This window comes from Aeromonas crassostreae (genome assembly GCF_054052445.1).
In genome coordinates, this window is sequence record NZ_JBSTYM010000018.1 from 15,909 (window position 1) to 32,453 (window position 16,545).

The 16,545-nt window shown below is 62.3% G+C and carries 16 protein-coding genes and 1 tRNA gene; 9 read left to right on the top strand and 8 right to left on the bottom strand.

Annotated features, from left to right (window positions below):
- Positions 1–180 precede the first annotated feature (180 nt).
- The 6 genes from yegD to ACW5W4_RS14170 all read right to left on the bottom strand — a co-directional run bounded on the left by yegD (position 181) and on the right by ACW5W4_RS14170 (position 5,422).
- On the bottom strand, positions 181–1,551 hold the full coding sequence (gene yegD, locus ACW5W4_RS14145; RefSeq protein ID WP_456689805.1) for a molecular chaperone: 1,371 nt from the start codon (positions 1,549–1,551) through the stop codon (positions 181–183).
- A gap of 114 nt (positions 1,552–1,665) precedes the next feature.
- Complete coding sequence (locus ACW5W4_RS14150) at positions 1,666–2,658, bottom strand: 2-hydroxyacid dehydrogenase (protein ID WP_408796087.1); 993 nt, start codon at positions 2,656–2,658, stop codon at positions 1,666–1,668.
- 127 nt (positions 2,659–2,785) lie between these two features.
- On the bottom strand, positions 2,786–3,466 hold the full coding sequence (locus ACW5W4_RS14155; RefSeq protein ID WP_427261185.1) for an SDR family oxidoreductase: 681 nt from the start codon (positions 3,464–3,466) through the stop codon (positions 2,786–2,788).
- A 39-nt stretch (positions 3,467–3,505) separates the two neighbouring features.
- On the bottom strand, positions 3,506–3,967 hold the full coding sequence (locus tag ACW5W4_RS14160) for a CreA family protein (protein ID WP_456689806.1): 462 nt from the start codon (positions 3,965–3,967) through the stop codon (positions 3,506–3,508).
- A gap of 43 nt (positions 3,968–4,010) precedes the next feature.
- Entirely contained in the window at positions 4,011–4,874 is an 864-nt protein-coding gene (locus ACW5W4_RS14165) for a hypothetical protein (RefSeq protein WP_456689807.1), read from the bottom strand.
- 161 nt (positions 4,875–5,035) lie between these two features.
- Entirely contained in the window at positions 5,036–5,422 is a 387-nt protein-coding gene (locus ACW5W4_RS14170) for a TraR/DksA family transcriptional regulator (protein WP_041998035.1), read from the bottom strand.
- Between the two features lie 464 nt (positions 5,423–5,886).
- On the opposite strand from ACW5W4_RS14170, the gene ACW5W4_RS14175 reads away from it, so the two are divergent.
- From ACW5W4_RS14175 to ACW5W4_RS14215, 9 genes are all read left to right on the top strand, one after another.
- Positions 5,887–7,218, top strand: coding sequence for a glutamine synthetase family protein (locus ACW5W4_RS14175; protein ID WP_408796079.1), 1,332 nt, complete (start codon positions 5,887–5,889; stop codon positions 7,216–7,218).
- Positions 7,219–7,279: 61 nt separating this feature from the next.
- Complete coding sequence (locus ACW5W4_RS14180; protein ID WP_408796077.1) at positions 7,280–8,638, top strand: aspartate aminotransferase family protein; 1,359 nt, start codon at positions 7,280–7,282, stop codon at positions 8,636–8,638.
- 53 nt (positions 8,639–8,691) lie between these two features.
- Positions 8,692–9,789, top strand: coding sequence for a polyamine ABC transporter substrate-binding protein (locus ACW5W4_RS14185; RefSeq protein ID WP_456689837.1), 1,098 nt, complete (start codon positions 8,692–8,694; stop codon positions 9,787–9,789).
- Between the two features lie 131 nt (positions 9,790–9,920).
- The gene (locus ACW5W4_RS14190) at positions 9,921–10,991 is read left to right on the top strand and encodes a polyamine ABC transporter substrate-binding protein (protein WP_427261269.1); all 1,071 of its coding nucleotides are present in this window, start codon (positions 9,921–9,923) and stop codon (positions 10,989–10,991) included.
- A gap of 77 nt (positions 10,992–11,068) precedes the next feature.
- Positions 11,069–12,223 carry a polyamine ABC transporter ATP-binding protein gene (gene potA / locus ACW5W4_RS14195; RefSeq protein WP_427261190.1) on the top strand — a complete coding sequence of 385 codons (1,155 nt, stop codon included), beginning with the start codon at positions 11,069–11,071 and terminating at the stop codon, positions 12,221–12,223.
- Entirely contained in the window at positions 12,220–13,125 is a 906-nt protein-coding gene (locus tag ACW5W4_RS14200; protein WP_456689808.1) for an ABC transporter permease subunit, read from the top strand. Before potA ends, ACW5W4_RS14200 begins: the two co-directional genes overlap by 4 nt.
- A gap of 227 nt (positions 13,126–13,352) precedes the next feature.
- Positions 13,353–14,195, top strand: coding sequence for an ABC transporter permease subunit (locus ACW5W4_RS14205; protein ID WP_427261192.1), 843 nt, complete (start codon positions 13,353–13,355; stop codon positions 14,193–14,195).
- Between the two features lie 43 nt (positions 14,196–14,238).
- Entirely contained in the window at positions 14,239–14,946 is a 708-nt protein-coding gene (locus tag ACW5W4_RS14210) for an MOSC domain-containing protein (RefSeq protein WP_427261193.1), read from the top strand.
- Between the two features lie 149 nt (positions 14,947–15,095).
- A tRNA-Pro gene (locus tag ACW5W4_RS14215) sits at positions 15,096–15,172 on the top strand.
- Between the two features lie 244 nt (positions 15,173–15,416).
- Here ACW5W4_RS14215 and ACW5W4_RS14220 read toward each other — a convergent pair.
- Both ACW5W4_RS14220 and ACW5W4_RS14225 read right to left on the bottom strand, forming a co-directional pair.
- The gene (locus ACW5W4_RS14220; RefSeq protein WP_408796073.1) at positions 15,417–15,944 is read right to left on the bottom strand and encodes an AbiTii domain-containing protein; all 528 of its coding nucleotides are present in this window, start codon (positions 15,942–15,944) and stop codon (positions 15,417–15,419) included.
- A gap of 123 nt (positions 15,945–16,067) precedes the next feature.
- Complete coding sequence (locus ACW5W4_RS14225; protein ID WP_408796071.1) at positions 16,068–16,532, bottom strand: thioesterase family protein; 465 nt, start codon at positions 16,530–16,532, stop codon at positions 16,068–16,070.
- Positions 16,533–16,545: the final 13 nt, after the last annotated feature.

The window sequence follows — 16,545 nt, forward strand, 5'->3', positions numbered from 1 at the left end:
TGTCGCCCCGGGGCATGGGGGGAGTCAGCAGGGTCGAAATATGGGCCAATCCGGCGCCGATGGGGCCTGGCGCTCGGTCCACGACTGCCGGCCAATGATTTCCGGCCCATGACCTCCGGCCAAAGAAAAGAGGCGGCGACCCTGGGTCACCGCCTCTTTTGGATGGGGCTCTGGGAGGGATCAGCCCCGGGGGGCGCCAAACAGCCGCTCGGCATAACGGGCCAGCCCCGAGGCGACCGAGCCGAAGTCATCGCCGCCGTCCACCGGCAGGTTGGGCAGCTTGTCGTTGATATAGGCCTTGATGAGGGGGGAGCGGGCGCTGCCCCCCGTAATGAAGACGCGGTCAGGCGCCACCCCGGCGGCCTGGATGGCTTCATCCATCAGCTCCCCTATCTTCTCCAGCAGGGGGGTGGACGCCTGGGCCAGCTGATCGCGGTGCAGCTGGGCATGCAGCCCCCGCTCCAGCTCGGTGAGCGGCTGCTGGCAGCTTTCCTGGTCCGAGAGCTGGATCTTGCCCTGCTCGGCGCGCCATACCAGCTGGTGGCTGAGCTTGTGGGCCCGCAGCCGGGCGAGGCGGGGCAGCTTGCTGTCGGGGGCGCTGTCGAGCTGCAGATCCTGCAGGGAGCGCGCCGTCTCCAGGCTGTAGAAGCGGCCCTGGGCGCTGACGTCGTTGATGGCGGCCGCGTCCCAGAACAGCGGGTGAGGCAGCGGCTTGCCGGTCTTGAGGGTCTCGTGCATGCCGAGCAGCGGCATCATGCCCTCGACGGTGAGGCGGATGTCGAAGTCGTTGCCGCCGATGCGCTGGCCGCTGTGACCGAGCAGATCGTCGTCGCGCTCGAGCCGGTGGCGGTGGCTCGGCCCCATGCGCAGCATGGAGCAGTCCGTGGTACCACCGCCGATATCCACCACCAGCACCACGGCATCCTGGGTGAGGCGCGCCTCGAACTCGAAACCGGCCGCCACCGGCTCATAGAGAAACGCCACCCGCTCGAACCCGGCCAGACGGGCCGCCTCGCCGAGGATGGCGATGGCCTGGCGGTTGCTCTCCTCCCCGGCCAGCCCCTGGAAGTTGACCGGGCGACCGATGACGGCGCTGCGTACCGGCTGGCCGAGCTGCTGCTCCGCCTGCTGGCGCACATGCAGCATCATGGCGCAGACGATGTCCTCGAACAGGGCGATCTGGGGCGGCTTGAGACCATAGGCGCCGAGGAAGGACTTGGGCGACTTGATGTAGTAACCCTCGTCCGGGGCCTCCAGATAGCGATCCAGGGCGGCGGCGCCGAAGCTGAGCTCGTCGATGAGCCCCTCGTCGCGCATCTGGCGACGGACCGACTGGGCGCGCTGCACCACGGGGCCCCGCAGCGTGAGGTAGCTCTGCTGCTGGGCCGGGCAGAGGCCTTCGGCCAGCAGGCCGGCGATGGCATCCCGGTGCGGGGCGTGCAGGGTGGAGGGCAGATAGTGGGAGGCGCCGAGGGGCAACAGCCTGGGGTTGCCCTGCTCCATCACGGCGACGGCGCAGTTGGATGTGCCGTAATCGAATCCGATAAACATGGGGGGCGGGCTCCTGTGCAAAAAGGGGCCGGACAGCCTAACGAATTGCGCCGACTCTCACAAGTCGGCGCAGGATATTGGGAGGACTGGACTGGGCCAGTGTCAGCGGCTGGATCAGGACTCGACCTCGTTGTCGCTGCGTCCATCCTGGCCGATAGCCTGGATGTTGCCCAGGGTGGTGTCGGCGATGGCGTGCAGGGCTTCGCGGGTCAGGAAGGCCTGGTGACCGGTGAACAGCACGTTGTGGCAGGCCGACAGGCGGCGGAAGACGTCGTCGGTGATCACCTCGTTGGACTTGTCCTCGAAGAAGAGATCCTCCTCCTCCTCGTAGACGTCCAGCCCCAGGGCGCCGATGCGGGAGGTCTTGAGGGCCTCGATGGCGGCGTTGGCATCGAGCAGGCCGCCCCGGCTGGTGTTGATGATCATCACCCCATCCTTCATCTTGGCGAAGGCCTCCTTGTTTAGCAGGTGGTAGTTCTCCTTGAACAGGGGGCAGTGCAGGCTGATGACGTCGGACTGGCGCAGCAGGGTGTCGATGTCCACGTACTCGGCGCCGAGATCGATGGCGGCCTGGTTCGGGTAGGGGTCGCTCACCAGCAGGCGCATGCCGAAGCCCTTGAGGATGCGCAGGGTGGCGATCCCTATCTTGCCGGTGCCTATGATGCCGGCGGTGCGGCCGAACATGTTGAAGCCCACCAGCCCTTCCAGGGAGAAGTTGGCGTCCCGGGTGCGCTGGTAGGCCTTATGGATGCGGCGGTTGAGGGTCATCATCAGGCCCACAGCGTGCTCGGCGACCGCCTCGGGGGAGTAGGCGGGCACCCGCACCACTTTCAGCCCCAGCTCCCTGGCGGCGACCAGGTCCACGTTGTTGTAACCGGCGCAGCGCAGGGCGATCACCTGGGTGCCATGCTGGGCCAGCTCGGTCAGCACCTCCCGGTCGGCGTCATCGTTGACGAACAGGCAGACCACGGGGAAGCCGTGGGCGAGACGGGCGGTCTTGGCCTCCAGCCGCACATCGAAAAATTCCAGGTCGAAGCCGTACTGCTCATTGGCCTGGTGAAAGTGTTCCTTGTCGTAACTCTTGGTACTGAATAGGGCGACGCGCATGGCGGTTCTCCAACAACGTGAGGGTTGTGGTTAATTTACAACAAGGCGGCGGGCGCGGCACCAGAAACCGGCGCCGGGTCGCCCCCGGGGCGAGCGGCAATATGCCGGGGGCGGCGGCTGCCCCGACTCACTCCAGCTCCACCGGCGGGCGGAAGGTCATCTCGTGCATCATCACGTCCTCCGGCAGGGTGAGCAGATGGACCAGGGTGCGCGCCACGCTGGCGGGCTGCATGTATTGCGGCCTGGCCTGGGGGCGAAAGCCGGTGTCGGTGCCGCCCGGATAGAGGGTGGTGACCCTGATGCCGTGGGGCTGGGCCTCCTTCATCATCACCTGGCTCAGGCCGGCGAGGCCCTGCTTCATGGCGGTGTAGACCCCCATGGTTTCGCTGCTGCGCTTGGCGACCGTGCTCACCACGTTGATCAGGTAGCCACGGCCACGGGGCTGCATCGACTTGAGGGCCTCCCGGGCCAGCAGATAGGGGGCGCGCAGGTTGATGGCGTACTGCTGGTCGAACTCCTCCAGGCTGGTCTCCACCAGGGGGGCCTTGCGGCTGTTCATGCCGGCGTTGTTGATGAGCACGTCGATGGGGCCGAGGGCCTGCTCGGCACTGGCGTAGAGGGCGAGCAGGGCGGCGGGGTCGGCCAGGTCCGCCGTCTCACCCAGGCAGCCCGTCGCCTGCTTGAGGCGGGTGAGGGCCTCCTGGTTGCGACCGGTGGCAAACACCTGGTAGCCAAGCCGGGTCAGCTCCTCGACCAGGGCATACCCTATGCCGCTGGTGGCGCCGGTCACCAATATGGTCCGATACATCTGCAACTCCCTCCGTGTGAATGTGACAGGCCCGGTGGCTCAGCCCCAGGGCATGATGGGCACGGCGCTGACCGCGCTCTTGTAGGAGCCATCGATCAGCTTGGTGCTGTAAGTGAGATAGACCAGCCCATTGCGCTTCTCGTCGTAAAAGCGCACCACCTTCTGCTCCTTGAACACCAGGGAGGTGTTGACGTCGAACACCTCCTCCCCCTGCCTGAGCTTGTCCGGCACGGCGATGGGGCCGGTCTGGTGGCACGAGAGGGAGGCGTGCGAGGGGTCTTCTGCCAGGCCGAGGCCGCCCTTGACGCCCCCTGTCTTGGGACGGGCCAGATAGCAGGTGACGCCGGCGATGTCCGGATCGTCGAAGGCCTCGATCACTATCTTGTGGTTGGGGCCGAGCAGCTTGAAGGCGGTGCTCACCTCGCCGACGGTGTCGGCCTTGCCGTGGGCCAGGGCGGGCAGCAGCAGGGCGCAGGTCAGCAGTGTGTTCAGGAAACGCATGGGTCTCTCCATATCGGCATCAATAACGGATGGGCAGCGGTCGTTACTGACCTTGGCTGGGAGGATAGTCCCAGTAGTGGGCCGGAATGCTGCGCAGCAAGGGGGTCATGTCGGGGTTGGCCAGCTGTATGGTGGTGCGACCGGCCAGGTTGGCGTTGGCCAGGGCGGTGCGGATGGCCGGACTCTCCCGAAAGAAGCGCAGGAAGCTGCCGTCGGCATAGGCGGATTCCAGTCCCCGGGTCAGCGCCTTGGCCAGCTTGGGATGGCGAGGGCTGACGAAGAAGAACTCGGCGAAGGGGTAGCGGATCAGCAGGTGCTGCTCCACCACCAGGTTGGGATACTGGCCGGCGAGCTCCCGCTGCTCGGCGAAGATCTCCACCAGGCTGCGGGGGAAGAAGTCGAGCCGGCCGCCGTCGTTCATCAGTCGAAACAGGTTGCTGAAGCGGGTCATGTAGGTGGGGATGCCCGCCTCCTGATAGACCCGGTTGTCGGCCCAGCCGATGCCCTGGGCGGCCCGCATCTTCCTGAGCTGTTCCAGGTTCGTTATCTGGCTGAACTTCTCCTGATCCTTCTCGTGAATGAAGGCGATGCGCAAGCCTTCGAGACCGCGAAACAGCGGCACGGGCACGGGCAGCAGGGCCGACTCCAGGGCGCTGGACGTCCCCATCCAGAACACATTGATCGCTTTGCCCTCTCGCAGCTGCTGTTGCAGGGTGAACTGGTTCAGATCCACATCGACCTGCTCTATCCGAAACGCCTGGCCGGAGTGGCGCAGGGCGAGATCCAGCAACTTGAGCTGGTAGTCGCCGTCCAGCTGGTTGACGGGGCGTTTGGGGGTCTTGACCACGAGATCTTGCGCCTGCGCCAGCAAGGGCAGGCACAGACACAGGGTGATGAGCCATTTCACTGTCTGCACTCCTGAAACAACCTGAAAACAGTCCGGAGTCTAACAGAATAACGGGTCAGCGCCTCGTGCCAGGGCGGTAGTGTGGGGCAAATCGGGAGGGGGTCGGGTGAGGATGGCCAAATGGCCAGGTCCCCGGCGGGCAGCCGGGGGCCTGGCGCGCATCAGGCGACGCGGCGGAACACGTGAGTATCGTTGAACTCCTTGGTGCTCTGGCACTCGAGGCAGTAACGGGACTCCGGGCGAGCCTGCAGACGCTTGAGGGCGATCTGCTCACCGCAGGACTCGCAGTAGCCGAAGTCACCTTCGTTGATGCGGCGCAGCGCCGCCCTCAGCTTGCGCAGGTGCAACTTGTCGTGCTCGATGCGATTGAGTTCCAGGCGGCGGGCCTCTTCGATGCTGGCCCGGTCAATTTCATCGGCCATCTCGTTGGTATCGGTGGCGATGGCCTGGCTGGCCTGGGAGTTGAGGCGCTCTTCGAGCTCGGCAATGTGCCCCTCTATCTGTCCCGTGTAGTAGGCCAGTTGGTCTTCTGTCATGAAATCACACATAAGGTTTACCAGTCAGTTTCTAACCCAATTTTCCGTAGTTATGGGGGCGGTCTGCATCCAGTCCAAGCCCTGTGTCCTCGATTTACCGCAGATGGCGACGAAAAGCGTGCAAATCAGGGCGGGCCTTGTACCAAAAAAACGCCGGCAAGCAAAGCGCAGTGCGCGAAGAGTGTGCGCCCTTGCAAATAATCGGCGGGGAGAAGACGGGTTCTGACTGAGGATGGCGGGCTGCGACGAGCCGCGTCGGCAGGGAGATGCGCCCCTGTCTGTTCGAGGCTGGGTGTTTAGTATTTTGTATCGATTTGGCCGTTATTCAGACAATGACTTGTGCTTTTTTAAACAGAGCACCTTGACAGGCGCCACAGCGGCGGGCTTTTATGGAGGCGGACATTACATATCTGCAACAGGGGTGTTCCATATATTAGACACCCCTGCCAATGGCAACCGTCAAGTCGGGGTTTAACATGGACAGTATCAAGGGTTGGATGGATGCCAACCGCATCACGGAAGTGGAGTGCCTGATCCCGGATTTCACCGGCAACGCCCGGGGAAAGATCATTCCGGCCAGCAAGTTTCTGCGTGAGGGGGGCATGCGCCTGCCCGAAGTCATCTTCATCCAGACCGTCACCGGCGACTACCCGGACGACGACAGCATGATAGATCCGCTGGAGCGGGACATGCACCTCTTCCCCGACCCCAACACCATTCGCTTCGTGCCCTGGGCGCTGGAACCCACCGCCCAGGTGATCCACGACTGCTTCGACACCAGCGGCAACCTGATCGACATAGCGCCGCGCTCCGTGCTGCGCCGGGTGCTCTCCTGCTTCGACAAGCAGGGCTGGAAGCCGGTGGTGGCCCCCGAACTGGAGTTCTACCTGGTCAAGCGCAACGAGGATGCCGACTATCCCCTGGTGCCGCCCATCGGTCGCAACGGCCGCCCGGAGACGGCGCGCCAGTCGTTCAGCATAGATGCGGTCAACGAATTCGACCCCATCTTCGAAGACATGTACGACTACTGCGAGGCCCAGAACCTGGAGGTGGATACCCTGGTGCACGAGTCCGGCGCCGCCCAGATGGAGATCAACTTCCTGCACGGGGACGCCATCGATCTCGCCGATCAGGTGTTCCTGTTCAAGCGCACCATGCGCGAGGCCGCCCATCGTCACGGCATCTACGCCACCTTCATGGCCAAGCCCATGAGCGACGAGCCGGGCTCCGCCATGCACATCCATCAGAGCCTGGTGGATGGAGAAGGGCGCAACCTGTTTGGCACCGAGGATGGTGGCCACACCGAACTCTTCCTGCATTTCATCGCCGGCTTGCAGAAATACACCCCGGCGGTGACGGCCCTGCTGGCGCCGAACGTCAACTCCTATCGTCGTCTCACCTTCGGCGAGAGCGCCCCGCGCAACGTGCAATGGGGAGTGGAGAACCGCACCTGCGGCCTGCGGGTGCCCTATTCGGATGCCAACGCGCGCCGGGTCGAGAACCGTTTCGCCGGGGCCGACGCCAACCCTTATCTGGCCCTGGCCGCCACCCTGGCCTGCGGCTATCTCGGTATCCAGGAGCGGTTGCAGCCCCTGCCCGAGATGAAGACCAGCGCCTATGACCTGCCCTACAGCCTGCCCCGTACCCTGGAGGAGGCCCTGAGCCATCTGGAACAGTGCGAGCCCATCAAGGAGATGCTGGGGGAGCGTTTCGTTCAGGCCTTCGTCGCGGTCAAGCGCAAGGAGTACGAGACCTACTTCGGGGTGATCAGCCGCTGGGAGCGAGAGTTCCTGCTGCTGAACGTCTGACCCTGCTTTGGGGGAGGCCGCGGCTTCCCCTGCTCATATCGAAGGAACCGAGGAGCAATTCATGTCCAATACCAGGGAGTGGCAACAACAGGATGCCAGCCACCATCTACACCCCTTTACCCATTTCCAGGCCCTGAACCAGAAGGGCAGCCGCATCATCACGGGGGCGCAGGGGGTCTATCTCGAAGACTCCGAAGGGCGCAGGATCCTCGACGGCATGGCAGGTCTGTGGTGCGTCAACCTGGGGTATGGCCGCCAGGAGCTGGTGGATGCCGCCACCCGCCAGATGCAGCAGCTGCCCTATTACAACCTCTTCTTCCAGACCAGCCACCCGCCCGCGGCGCAGCTCGCCACCCTGCTGGCCGAGGTGACGCCGGCCCATCTCAACCATGTCTTCTTCACCGGCTCGGGCTCGGAGTGCAACGACACCGTGCTGCGCATGGTGCGCCATTACTGGGCCTGCCAGGGACAGCCGGACAAGCAGGTGATCATCAGCCGCCACAACGCCTATCACGGCTCGACGGTGGCGGGGGCCAGCCTGGGGGGCATGAAGGGGATGCACGCCCAGGGCGGCTTGCCGATCCCGGGCATAGAGCACATCGATCAGCCCTATCACTTCGGTGAGGGCCAGGGGATGAGTCCCCACGAATTCGGGCTGGCGCGAGCCCGCCAGCTGGAGGAGAAGATCCTGGCGCTGGGAGTGGACAAGGTGGCGGCCTTCATCGGCGAACCCATCCAGGGGGCCGGCGGCGTCATCATTCCGCCCGACAGCTACTGGCCCGAGATCCAGCGCATCTGTGACCAGTACGGCATCCTGCTCATCGCCGACGAGGTGATCTGCGGTTTCGGCCGCACCGGCCACTGGTTTGCCAGCGAAGGGTTTGGCATCAAACCGGATCTCATGTGTCTGGCCAAGGGGATCACCTCCGGCTATCTGCCGATGGGGGCCGTCATGGTGGGTGACAGGGTCGCCGAGGTGCTGATCGAGCAGGGTGGGGAGTTCAATCACGGCTTCACCTACTCCGGCCATCCGGTCGCCTGCGCCGTGGCTATCGCCAACATTACCCTTATGCAAAACGAGAGCATAGTTAAGCGAGTGCATGATAATATCGGCCCCTATTTGCAGCGGCGCTGGCGCGAGCTGGCCGATCATCCCATCGTCGGGGAAACCCGGGGCAAGGGCTTGGTTGCCGCGCTGGAAATAGTGCAGGACAAGCAGACGAACACCCGCTTCCCGGCCTCGGCCAATGCGGGGATGACCTGTCGAGAGTTCTGCTTTAACAATGGCTTGGTGATGAGGGCAGTCGGCGATACCATGATCATATCGCCCCCCTTGGTCATCACCGAGGAACAGGTTGATGAGTTGATCGATCTGGCCAGGCGCAGTCTGGATCTGACGGCGCAAACGCTGGCAGGCTAGCTTGCATCTGGCCAGATGGTCGTGCGCATACATTTGCTTAGGAGACAAGGATGATGTCTTTCAAAACGGGAATGCTGGCCGCGTCCATGGCGCTGGGGATGTTCAGTGCCGGGGCCATGGCCGATGACAAGGTTCTGCACGTCTACAACTGGAGCGACTATATCGCGCCGGATACGCTGGAGAACTTCCAGAAGGAGACGGGCATCAAGGTGGTCTATGACGTCTTCGACAGTAACGAAGTGCTGGAAGCCAAGTTGCTGGCGGGCAGTTCGGGTTATGACATAGTGGTGCCGTCCAACCCCTTCCTGGCCAAGCAAATCAAGGCGGGTGTGTTCCAGAAGCTGGACAAGGCCAAGCTGCCGAACTGGCAGCACCTGGATACCTCCCTGCTCAAGGCGCTCGAGCCGAGCGATCCGGGCAACCAGTACTCCATTCCCTACCTGTGGGGCACCATCGGCTATGCCTACAACATCGACAAGGTGAAGGCGGCCCTGGGGGCGGATGCGCCGGTGGACTCCTGGGATCTGGTGTTCAAGCCCGAGAACATGGCCAAGCTGAAAGAGTGCGGCGTCTCCTTCCTGGATTCACCGACCGAGATGCTGCCGGCTGCCCTGAAATACCTGGGCTTCAAGCCAGACAGCCAGGATCCGAAGGAGCTGAAGCAGGCCGAGGCGTTGTTCCTCTCCATTCGCCCCTATACCGCCTACTTCCACTCCTCCAAGTACATCTCGGATCTGGCCAACGGCAACATCTGCGTGGCCGTCGGCTACTCGGGTGACCTGCAGCAGTCCAAGGCGCGGGCGGTGGAAGCCAACAACGGCGTGAATCTGACCTACACCATCCCGAAAGAGGGGGCGGGCAGCTTCTTCGACATGATCGCCATCCCGGCGGATGCCAAGAACACCGAGGCTGCTCACACCTTCATCAACTACCTGATGAAGCCGGAAGTGATCGCCAACATCACCAACTTTGTGCAGTTCCCGAACGGCAACAAGGCGGCGACGGCACTGGTGGACGAGGCTATCCGCACCGATCCGGGCATCTACCCGAGTGACGAGACCCTGGCGAAGATCTACACCTTCCCGGATCTGCCGGCCAAGGTACAGCGCGTGATGACCCGCAGCTGGACCAAGATCAAGTCCGGCAAGTAACCGCAATACCCCTCCCGGTCCGCCGTTTGGCCGGGAGGGTACCCACGGGAGTGGGCAGACATAGACGCCGTATGGATGCGGAATCTCAATTTCCAAGGACATAAAGGAGTTAAGACGTGCATATTTCCAAGATGATAACCATGACCCTGACGCTGGGGTTGGCAAACGCGGCACTGGCCCAGCCTGTGGTGCATTTTTACAACTGGTCTGACTATATCGGTGAGACCACCCTCAGTGACTTCCAGAAGGCGACCGGCATCGATACCGTCTATGACGTGTTCGATTCCAACGAGACCCTGGAAGGCAAGCTGCTGACAGGGCGCACCGGTTACGACCTGGTGGTGCCGTCCAACAACTTTCTCGCCAAGCAGATCAAGGCGGGGGCTTTCCAGAAGCTGGACAAGTCCCAGTTGCCCAATATGGTCAACCTGGAGCCGACCCTGATGCGTCAGCTCGACAAGGCGGATCCGGGCAACCAGTATGCGATCCCTTATCTGTGGGGCACCAATGGCATCGGCTATAACGTCGACAAGATCAAGGACGTGCTGGGGGTCGACAAGATAGACTCATGGGCCTTCCTGTTCGAACCGGAGAACATGAAGAAGCTGACCCAGTGCGGGGTGGCCTTCCTGGACTCGGCCGACGAGATGATCCCGGCCGTGCTCAACTACCTGGGCAAGGATGCCAACAGCCATGATCCCGCCGACATCAAGCTGGCGGAGCAGAAGCTGCTGGCGGTCAGGCCCTATGTCACCTACTTCCACTCCTCCAAGTACATCTCGGATCTGGCCAACGGCAACATCTGTGTCGCCGCCGGCTTCTCGGGAGACGTGCTGCAGGCGGCCTCTCGGGCCGAGGAAGCGGGCAAGGGGATCCAGATCGCCTACAGCATTCCCAAGGAAGGGGGCAACCTCTGGTTCGACATGCTGGCGATCCCGAGCGATGCCAGCAATGTGAAGGAGGCCCATGCCCTGATCAACTATCTGCTCACCCCGGAGGCGATCGCCAAGGTGAGCGATTACGTGGGCTACGCCAACCCCAATGCCAAGGCGGGACCCTTCATGGATGAGAGCGTGCGTGACAATCCGTCCGTGTACCCGCCCCAGGCGGTGCTGGAGCGGCTCTATGTGCAGGAGGCACATCCCCGCGCCATACAGCGGCTGATGACCCGGAGCTGGACAAAAATCAAGTCCGGCACTTAACCATGGCGCCCGTCCGGGCGCCAATTGCTTTTTGGATCGACCCTCTGGTCACTATTTCAAGTCGGGAGTGAGTGGTAATGGCAATAGCCTCCAGTGCCTATAAGAAAGCCCTCGAGGGCAGCCAGCAACCCAAGGAGGTGCTGGTAAAAATTGACAGGATCAGCAAGCAGTTCGATGAGACCCTGGCGGTCGACAACGTCTCGCTGACCATCAACAAGGGGGAGATCTTCGCTCTGCTCGGCGGATCGGGTTCCGGCAAATCCACCCTGCTGCGGATGCTGGCCGGCTTCGAGCGCCCGACCGAGGGACGGCTCTTTCTCGATGGGGTCGACATCACCGACATGCCGCCCTATGAGCGCCCCATCAATATGATGTTCCAGTCCTACGCCCTGTTCCCTCACATGACGGTGGCCCAGAACATCGCCTTCGGCCTCAAGCAGGATGGCCTGGCCAAGGCGGAGATCGACGCCCGGGTGGAGGAGATGCTCAAGCTGGTGCAGATGAACCAGTACGCCAAGCGCAAGCCGCACCAGCTCTCCGGAGGCCAACGCCAGCGGGTGGCCCTGGCCCGCTCCCTGGCCAAGCGTCCCAAGCTGCTGCTGCTGGACGAACCCATGGGGGCGCTGGACAAGAAGCTGCGCTCCCAGATGCAGCTGGAGCTGGTCGAGATCATCGAGCGGGTCGGGGTGACCTGTGTCATGGTGACCCACGATCAGGAAGAGGCCATGACCATGGCCGAGCGCATCGCCATCATGCACCTGGGCTGCATCGAGCAGATCGGCAGTCCCATGGACATCTACGAGACCCCGGCCAGCCGCCTGGTGTGCGAATTCATCGGCAACGTCAACCTGTTTGACGGTCTGCTGGTGGAGGATGAGCAGGATCACGCCACCATCGCTTGCGCCGATCTGGAGCAGCCCATCTACGTGGGCCACGGCATCAGCTCCCGGGCCGAGAACAAGAAGGTGACCTACGCCCTGCGTCCCGAGAAACTGCTGATGAGCACCCAGAAGCCAGCCGATCTCGAGCATCCCGACTTCAACTGGACCAAGGGGCTGGTCTACGACATCGCCTATCTCGGCGGTCACTCCGTTTATCACATCCAGTTGCCCTCGGGCAAAATCGTGCAGGCCTTCATCGCCAATGCCGAACGCCACGGCAAGCGGCCAACCTGGGATGATCAGGTGTTCCTCTACTGGGAAGATGACAGCGGCGTGGTGCTGCAATCATGATGGCATTGAGACGACTGAAGCGATTGGGGGGGCGCCGGTTGGTGATTGGCATCCCCTTCTTCTGGCTGTTCCTCTTCTTCCTGCTGCCCTTCATCATAGTGGTGAAGATCAGCTTCGCCGAAGCGGACGTGGCCATACCGCCCTACACGGATGTGGTGAGCTGGGCCGATGATCAGCTCACCATCTTGCTCAACCTGGGCAACTATGTGCTGCTCGGCGACGATGAGCTCTACCTGGCCGCCTATCTGGGCTCCCTCAAGATGGCCTTCTTCAGCACCCTCATCTGCCTGCTGATCGGCTATCCCATGGCCTATGCCATCGCCCGGGCCAACAAGGAGAACCAGACGGTCCTGCTGTTGCTGATCATGATGCCGACCTGGACCGCCATCCTGATCCGGGTCTACGCCTGGATGGGCATTCTCAGCAACAACGGGCTGCTCAACGGCTTCCTGCTGAGCATGGGGCTGATCGACGAGCCGTTGCAGATCCTCAACACCAACCTGGCGGTCTATATCGGTGTGGTCTACTCCTATCTGCCCTTCATGATCCTGCCGCTCTACGCCAACCTGGTGAAGCATGACATGAGCCTGCTGGAGGCTGCCTCCGATCTGGGATCCAGCAACATCAACAGCTTCTGGAGGATAACGGTTCCCCTCTCCAAGAACGGCATCATCGCTGGCTGCATGCTGGTGTTCATCCCCGTGGTGGGCGAGTTCGTCATCCCCGAACTGCTGGGAGGCCCCGAGACCCTGATGATCGGCAAGGTGATGTGGCAGGAGTTCTTCAACAACCGCGACTGGCCGGTGGCCTCTGCCCTGGCGGTGGTGATGCTGGCGGTGCTGATCGTGCCCATCATCCTGTTCAACCGCAACCAGGCGAAGGAATTGGAGGGCAAGGTATGAAAAAGGAGCTGCTGATAGTCCCTCTGTCATCCCTGTTCAACCGCAACCGGGCTAAGGAATTGGAGGGAAAGGTATGAAAAAGGAGCTGCTGATAGTCCCTCTGTCATCCCTGTTCAACCGCAACCAGGCCAAGGAATTGGAGGGCAAGGTATGAAAAAGGAGCTGCCGATAGTCCCCCTGTCATCCCTGTTCAACCGCAACCAGGCCAAAGAGCTGGAGGGCAAGGCATGAAACGCATCAATTTTCCCAGCCTGATGCTGGTGGTGGGTCTGCTGTTTATCTACCTGCCCATGGTCATCATGGTGATCTACTCCTTCAACGCCTCCAAGCTGGTGACCGTCTGGGGGGGCTGGTCGCTGAAGTGGTATTTCGGCCTGCTCGACAACACCCAGCTGATGACGGCCGTGATGCGCTCCCTGGAGATCGCCTTTTACACCGCCATCGCCGCCGTGGCTCTGGGGACGGTCGCCGCCTTCGTGCTGACCCGGATCCCGAACTTCAAGGGACGCACCCTGTTTGGCGGCATGGTCACCGCTCCCCTGGTGATGCCGGAGGTGATCACGGGTCTGTCGCTGCTGCTGCTGTTCGTGGCCATGGCCCAGCTGGTGGGCTGGCCCGCCGAGCGAGGCATGATGACCATCTGGATCGCCCATACCACCTTCTGCACCGCCTATGTGGCCGTGGTGGTATCGGCGCGGTTGCGGGAGCTGGATCTCTCCATCGAGGAGGCGGCCATGGATCTGGGGGCCAAGCCGTGGAAGGTGTTCTTCCTGATCACCATCCCCATGATAGCCCCCTCCCTGGCGGCCGGCGGCATGATGTCGTTCGCCCTGTCGCTGGATGATCTGGTGCTGGCGAGCTTCGTCTCAGGCCCCGGCTCCACCACGCTGCCGATGGAGGTGTTCTCCGCGGTGCGTCTGGGGGTCAAGCCCGAGATCAACGCGGTGGCCAGCCTCATCCTGCTGTCGGTGTCGCTGTTCACCTTCACCAGCTGGTTCCTGATGGCCCGCGCCGAGAAGCGGCGCCGGGCGGAAATCTCCCAGATGCTGCAGATGCAGTCGGTGACCTGAGTCTGATAATATCCGCATTCTCTCGTCAATCAGGAGGATGAGAATGCGGATATCCCTCTTTCGCGGCCATGGCTCGGAGCTGGCCCCGACCCTCACCAGCGCCATCCACAAGTCCATCATCACGGATCCCGTTTTCTGCTCCTTTTTGGGGCTGGACGGAGACGAGCAGAGCGACCAACGCCACCACGGCGGCATCGAACGCGCCCTGCACTATTACCCTGCGGAACACTATCTCTGGTGGCAGACCTGGCAGCAGGCCATGGCGCTGCCCGAACCCGCCATCGCCTGGCAGCCGGCCGCCTTTGGCGAGAACCTGTCCGGTCTCGGCCTGACCGAGGAACAGGCCTGCATCGGCGATGTCTACCGGCTAGGCGAGGCGCTGATCCAGATCAGCCAGCCAAGATCCCCCTGCTTCAAGCTCAATCTGCGCTTTGGCTATGGCCAGCTATCCCAGGTGATGCAGCTCAGCGGTCGCTGTGGCTGGCTGCTGCGGGTGCTGGAGGAGGGCAGGGTGGCGCCCGATGCCGATCTGACCCTGGTCGATCGTCCCTATCCTGGCTTGAGTGTGAAACGCTGTGCCGACATCCTGTTCAACGGGGTGCGCAACGAAGACGATCTGCTGTTGCTGACCGACACCCAGGCCCTGTCGCCGGGCTGGCGGCAGCATGCGGCCCACTGGCTGGAGCACGGCCGGGTGGCGGATTGGAGCCGTCGACTGCTGGGGCCGGCCGAGTTCCGTCTGCCGCAATGAGGCAGCGCCAAGTTGCGGAGCGGACAGGTTTTTCCCCTCAATGGCCAGGATCGCCCAATAGTTGAGCGAATGGCGCTTTTTTTGCGGCTTAACTGAAAAAAGACTTGTGCCGAGTGCGGGGTTTAGGTAAATTCTCGCCCCGCAGACATCGGTGTGTAGCGCAGCTTGGTAGCGCACTTCGTTCGGGACGAAGGGGTCGGAGGTTCGAATCCTCTCACACCGACCATATTAGAAAAGGCCGCTCAACAGAGCGGCCTTTTCGCATTCTGACATCCGGCGCGGCCCGGTTCTGGGTCGCCGTCTGCTTCCTTTGTCTCCCTCCTGACAGGCGGGGCGGCTAGCCACAAAAAAGCGGGCCACCGCTCGGTGGCCCTGGGTGAGATCTGTTGCTGATCCCGTGATCTTTCAGATTGTCACTAGCTCGCTATGGGTCTTGTCTATGGTGCCCTCCTTGCGCGCCGGGCGCTCTCTCAGATATGCCAATGACTGTGCTGCAACGCCTTGAAGCTATGTTGTGGTTGCAGAGCCGCGTGTTTGGGATACTCGTTGATGAACTGTTCAATACCCTCCATCAAGCGTAACCGCAAGGAAGAGACGGGCTCGTGCCAGGCTTGCAGACAGAGGTAGCCAGGGATCAGCAAGGCCTGGTATTGCTCCTTGAGATCGTCGGGCCAAGGCTCGATATCGGAACTGGGGTGCAACAGGTAGTGAGCGGCAGGGGCGCGGGCATAGATGAACTGAATATGGGCCAAATCGCGTTGGCACAGCGTTTGACTGCCGATATGGCAAGTCAGATAGCGTCCTGTGTTCAGATCCAAGAAGTGACCACGTTGCCGGCAGGCGATGATGCGGTACCAAGGCAGTTGAGCGTCCGGGGCATAACCCTCGAGCTCCTGTTCAAGCCAGTGACGACATTCGGGTGTCTGCACCTCGTTGCGCATGGATTCAAGTTGCTGCAACAAGACACTGGGTGAAGCGACCGCCAGACTCGCACTCATCAATCTCTCTCCCTATCTGCATCACAATCCCGACCTCCAGTATGGACCGGATGATGGCGAGGGGGTAATTAATCCAATGATTAAAGATTGATTAAAAGCTCTGTTTTTATGCAGTCTCGGCGTTTAGCCCACCAGGTAGGTGCCGGTACCGAAGGCGATGTGGGTGCCCGCTTCGTTGTGCAGCTCCATGCGGGCGACGGCCACCTTGCTGCCGGCGCGGATGATGTGGGCGGTGGCGATGAACTCGCTGCCGCGGCCGGGTCGCAGGTAGTCGACCCTGAGGTCTATGGTGCCGAGGCGGGAGAAGCGCTCCTTGAGGTAGCTGGGGGAGAACTCCTCCAGCTCGTCGATGCAGGAGGCGGCGACTATCATGCCCCCCGCCACGTCCAGCAGCGTGGCGGTCACGCCGCCGTGCAGTATGCGGTGAAAGGGGTTGCCGACCAGCTTGTCATCCATCTTGATGCGCAGCTCGACCCTGTCGAAATCGTAGTGGGTCACCTCCATGCCGATCAGCTTGTTGAAGGGCATCCGTTCGGCAAACAGGTTGGCAATGCCACTGAGCGCCATCTTCTTCATCATCTGCTTCATCGATCCATCCCTG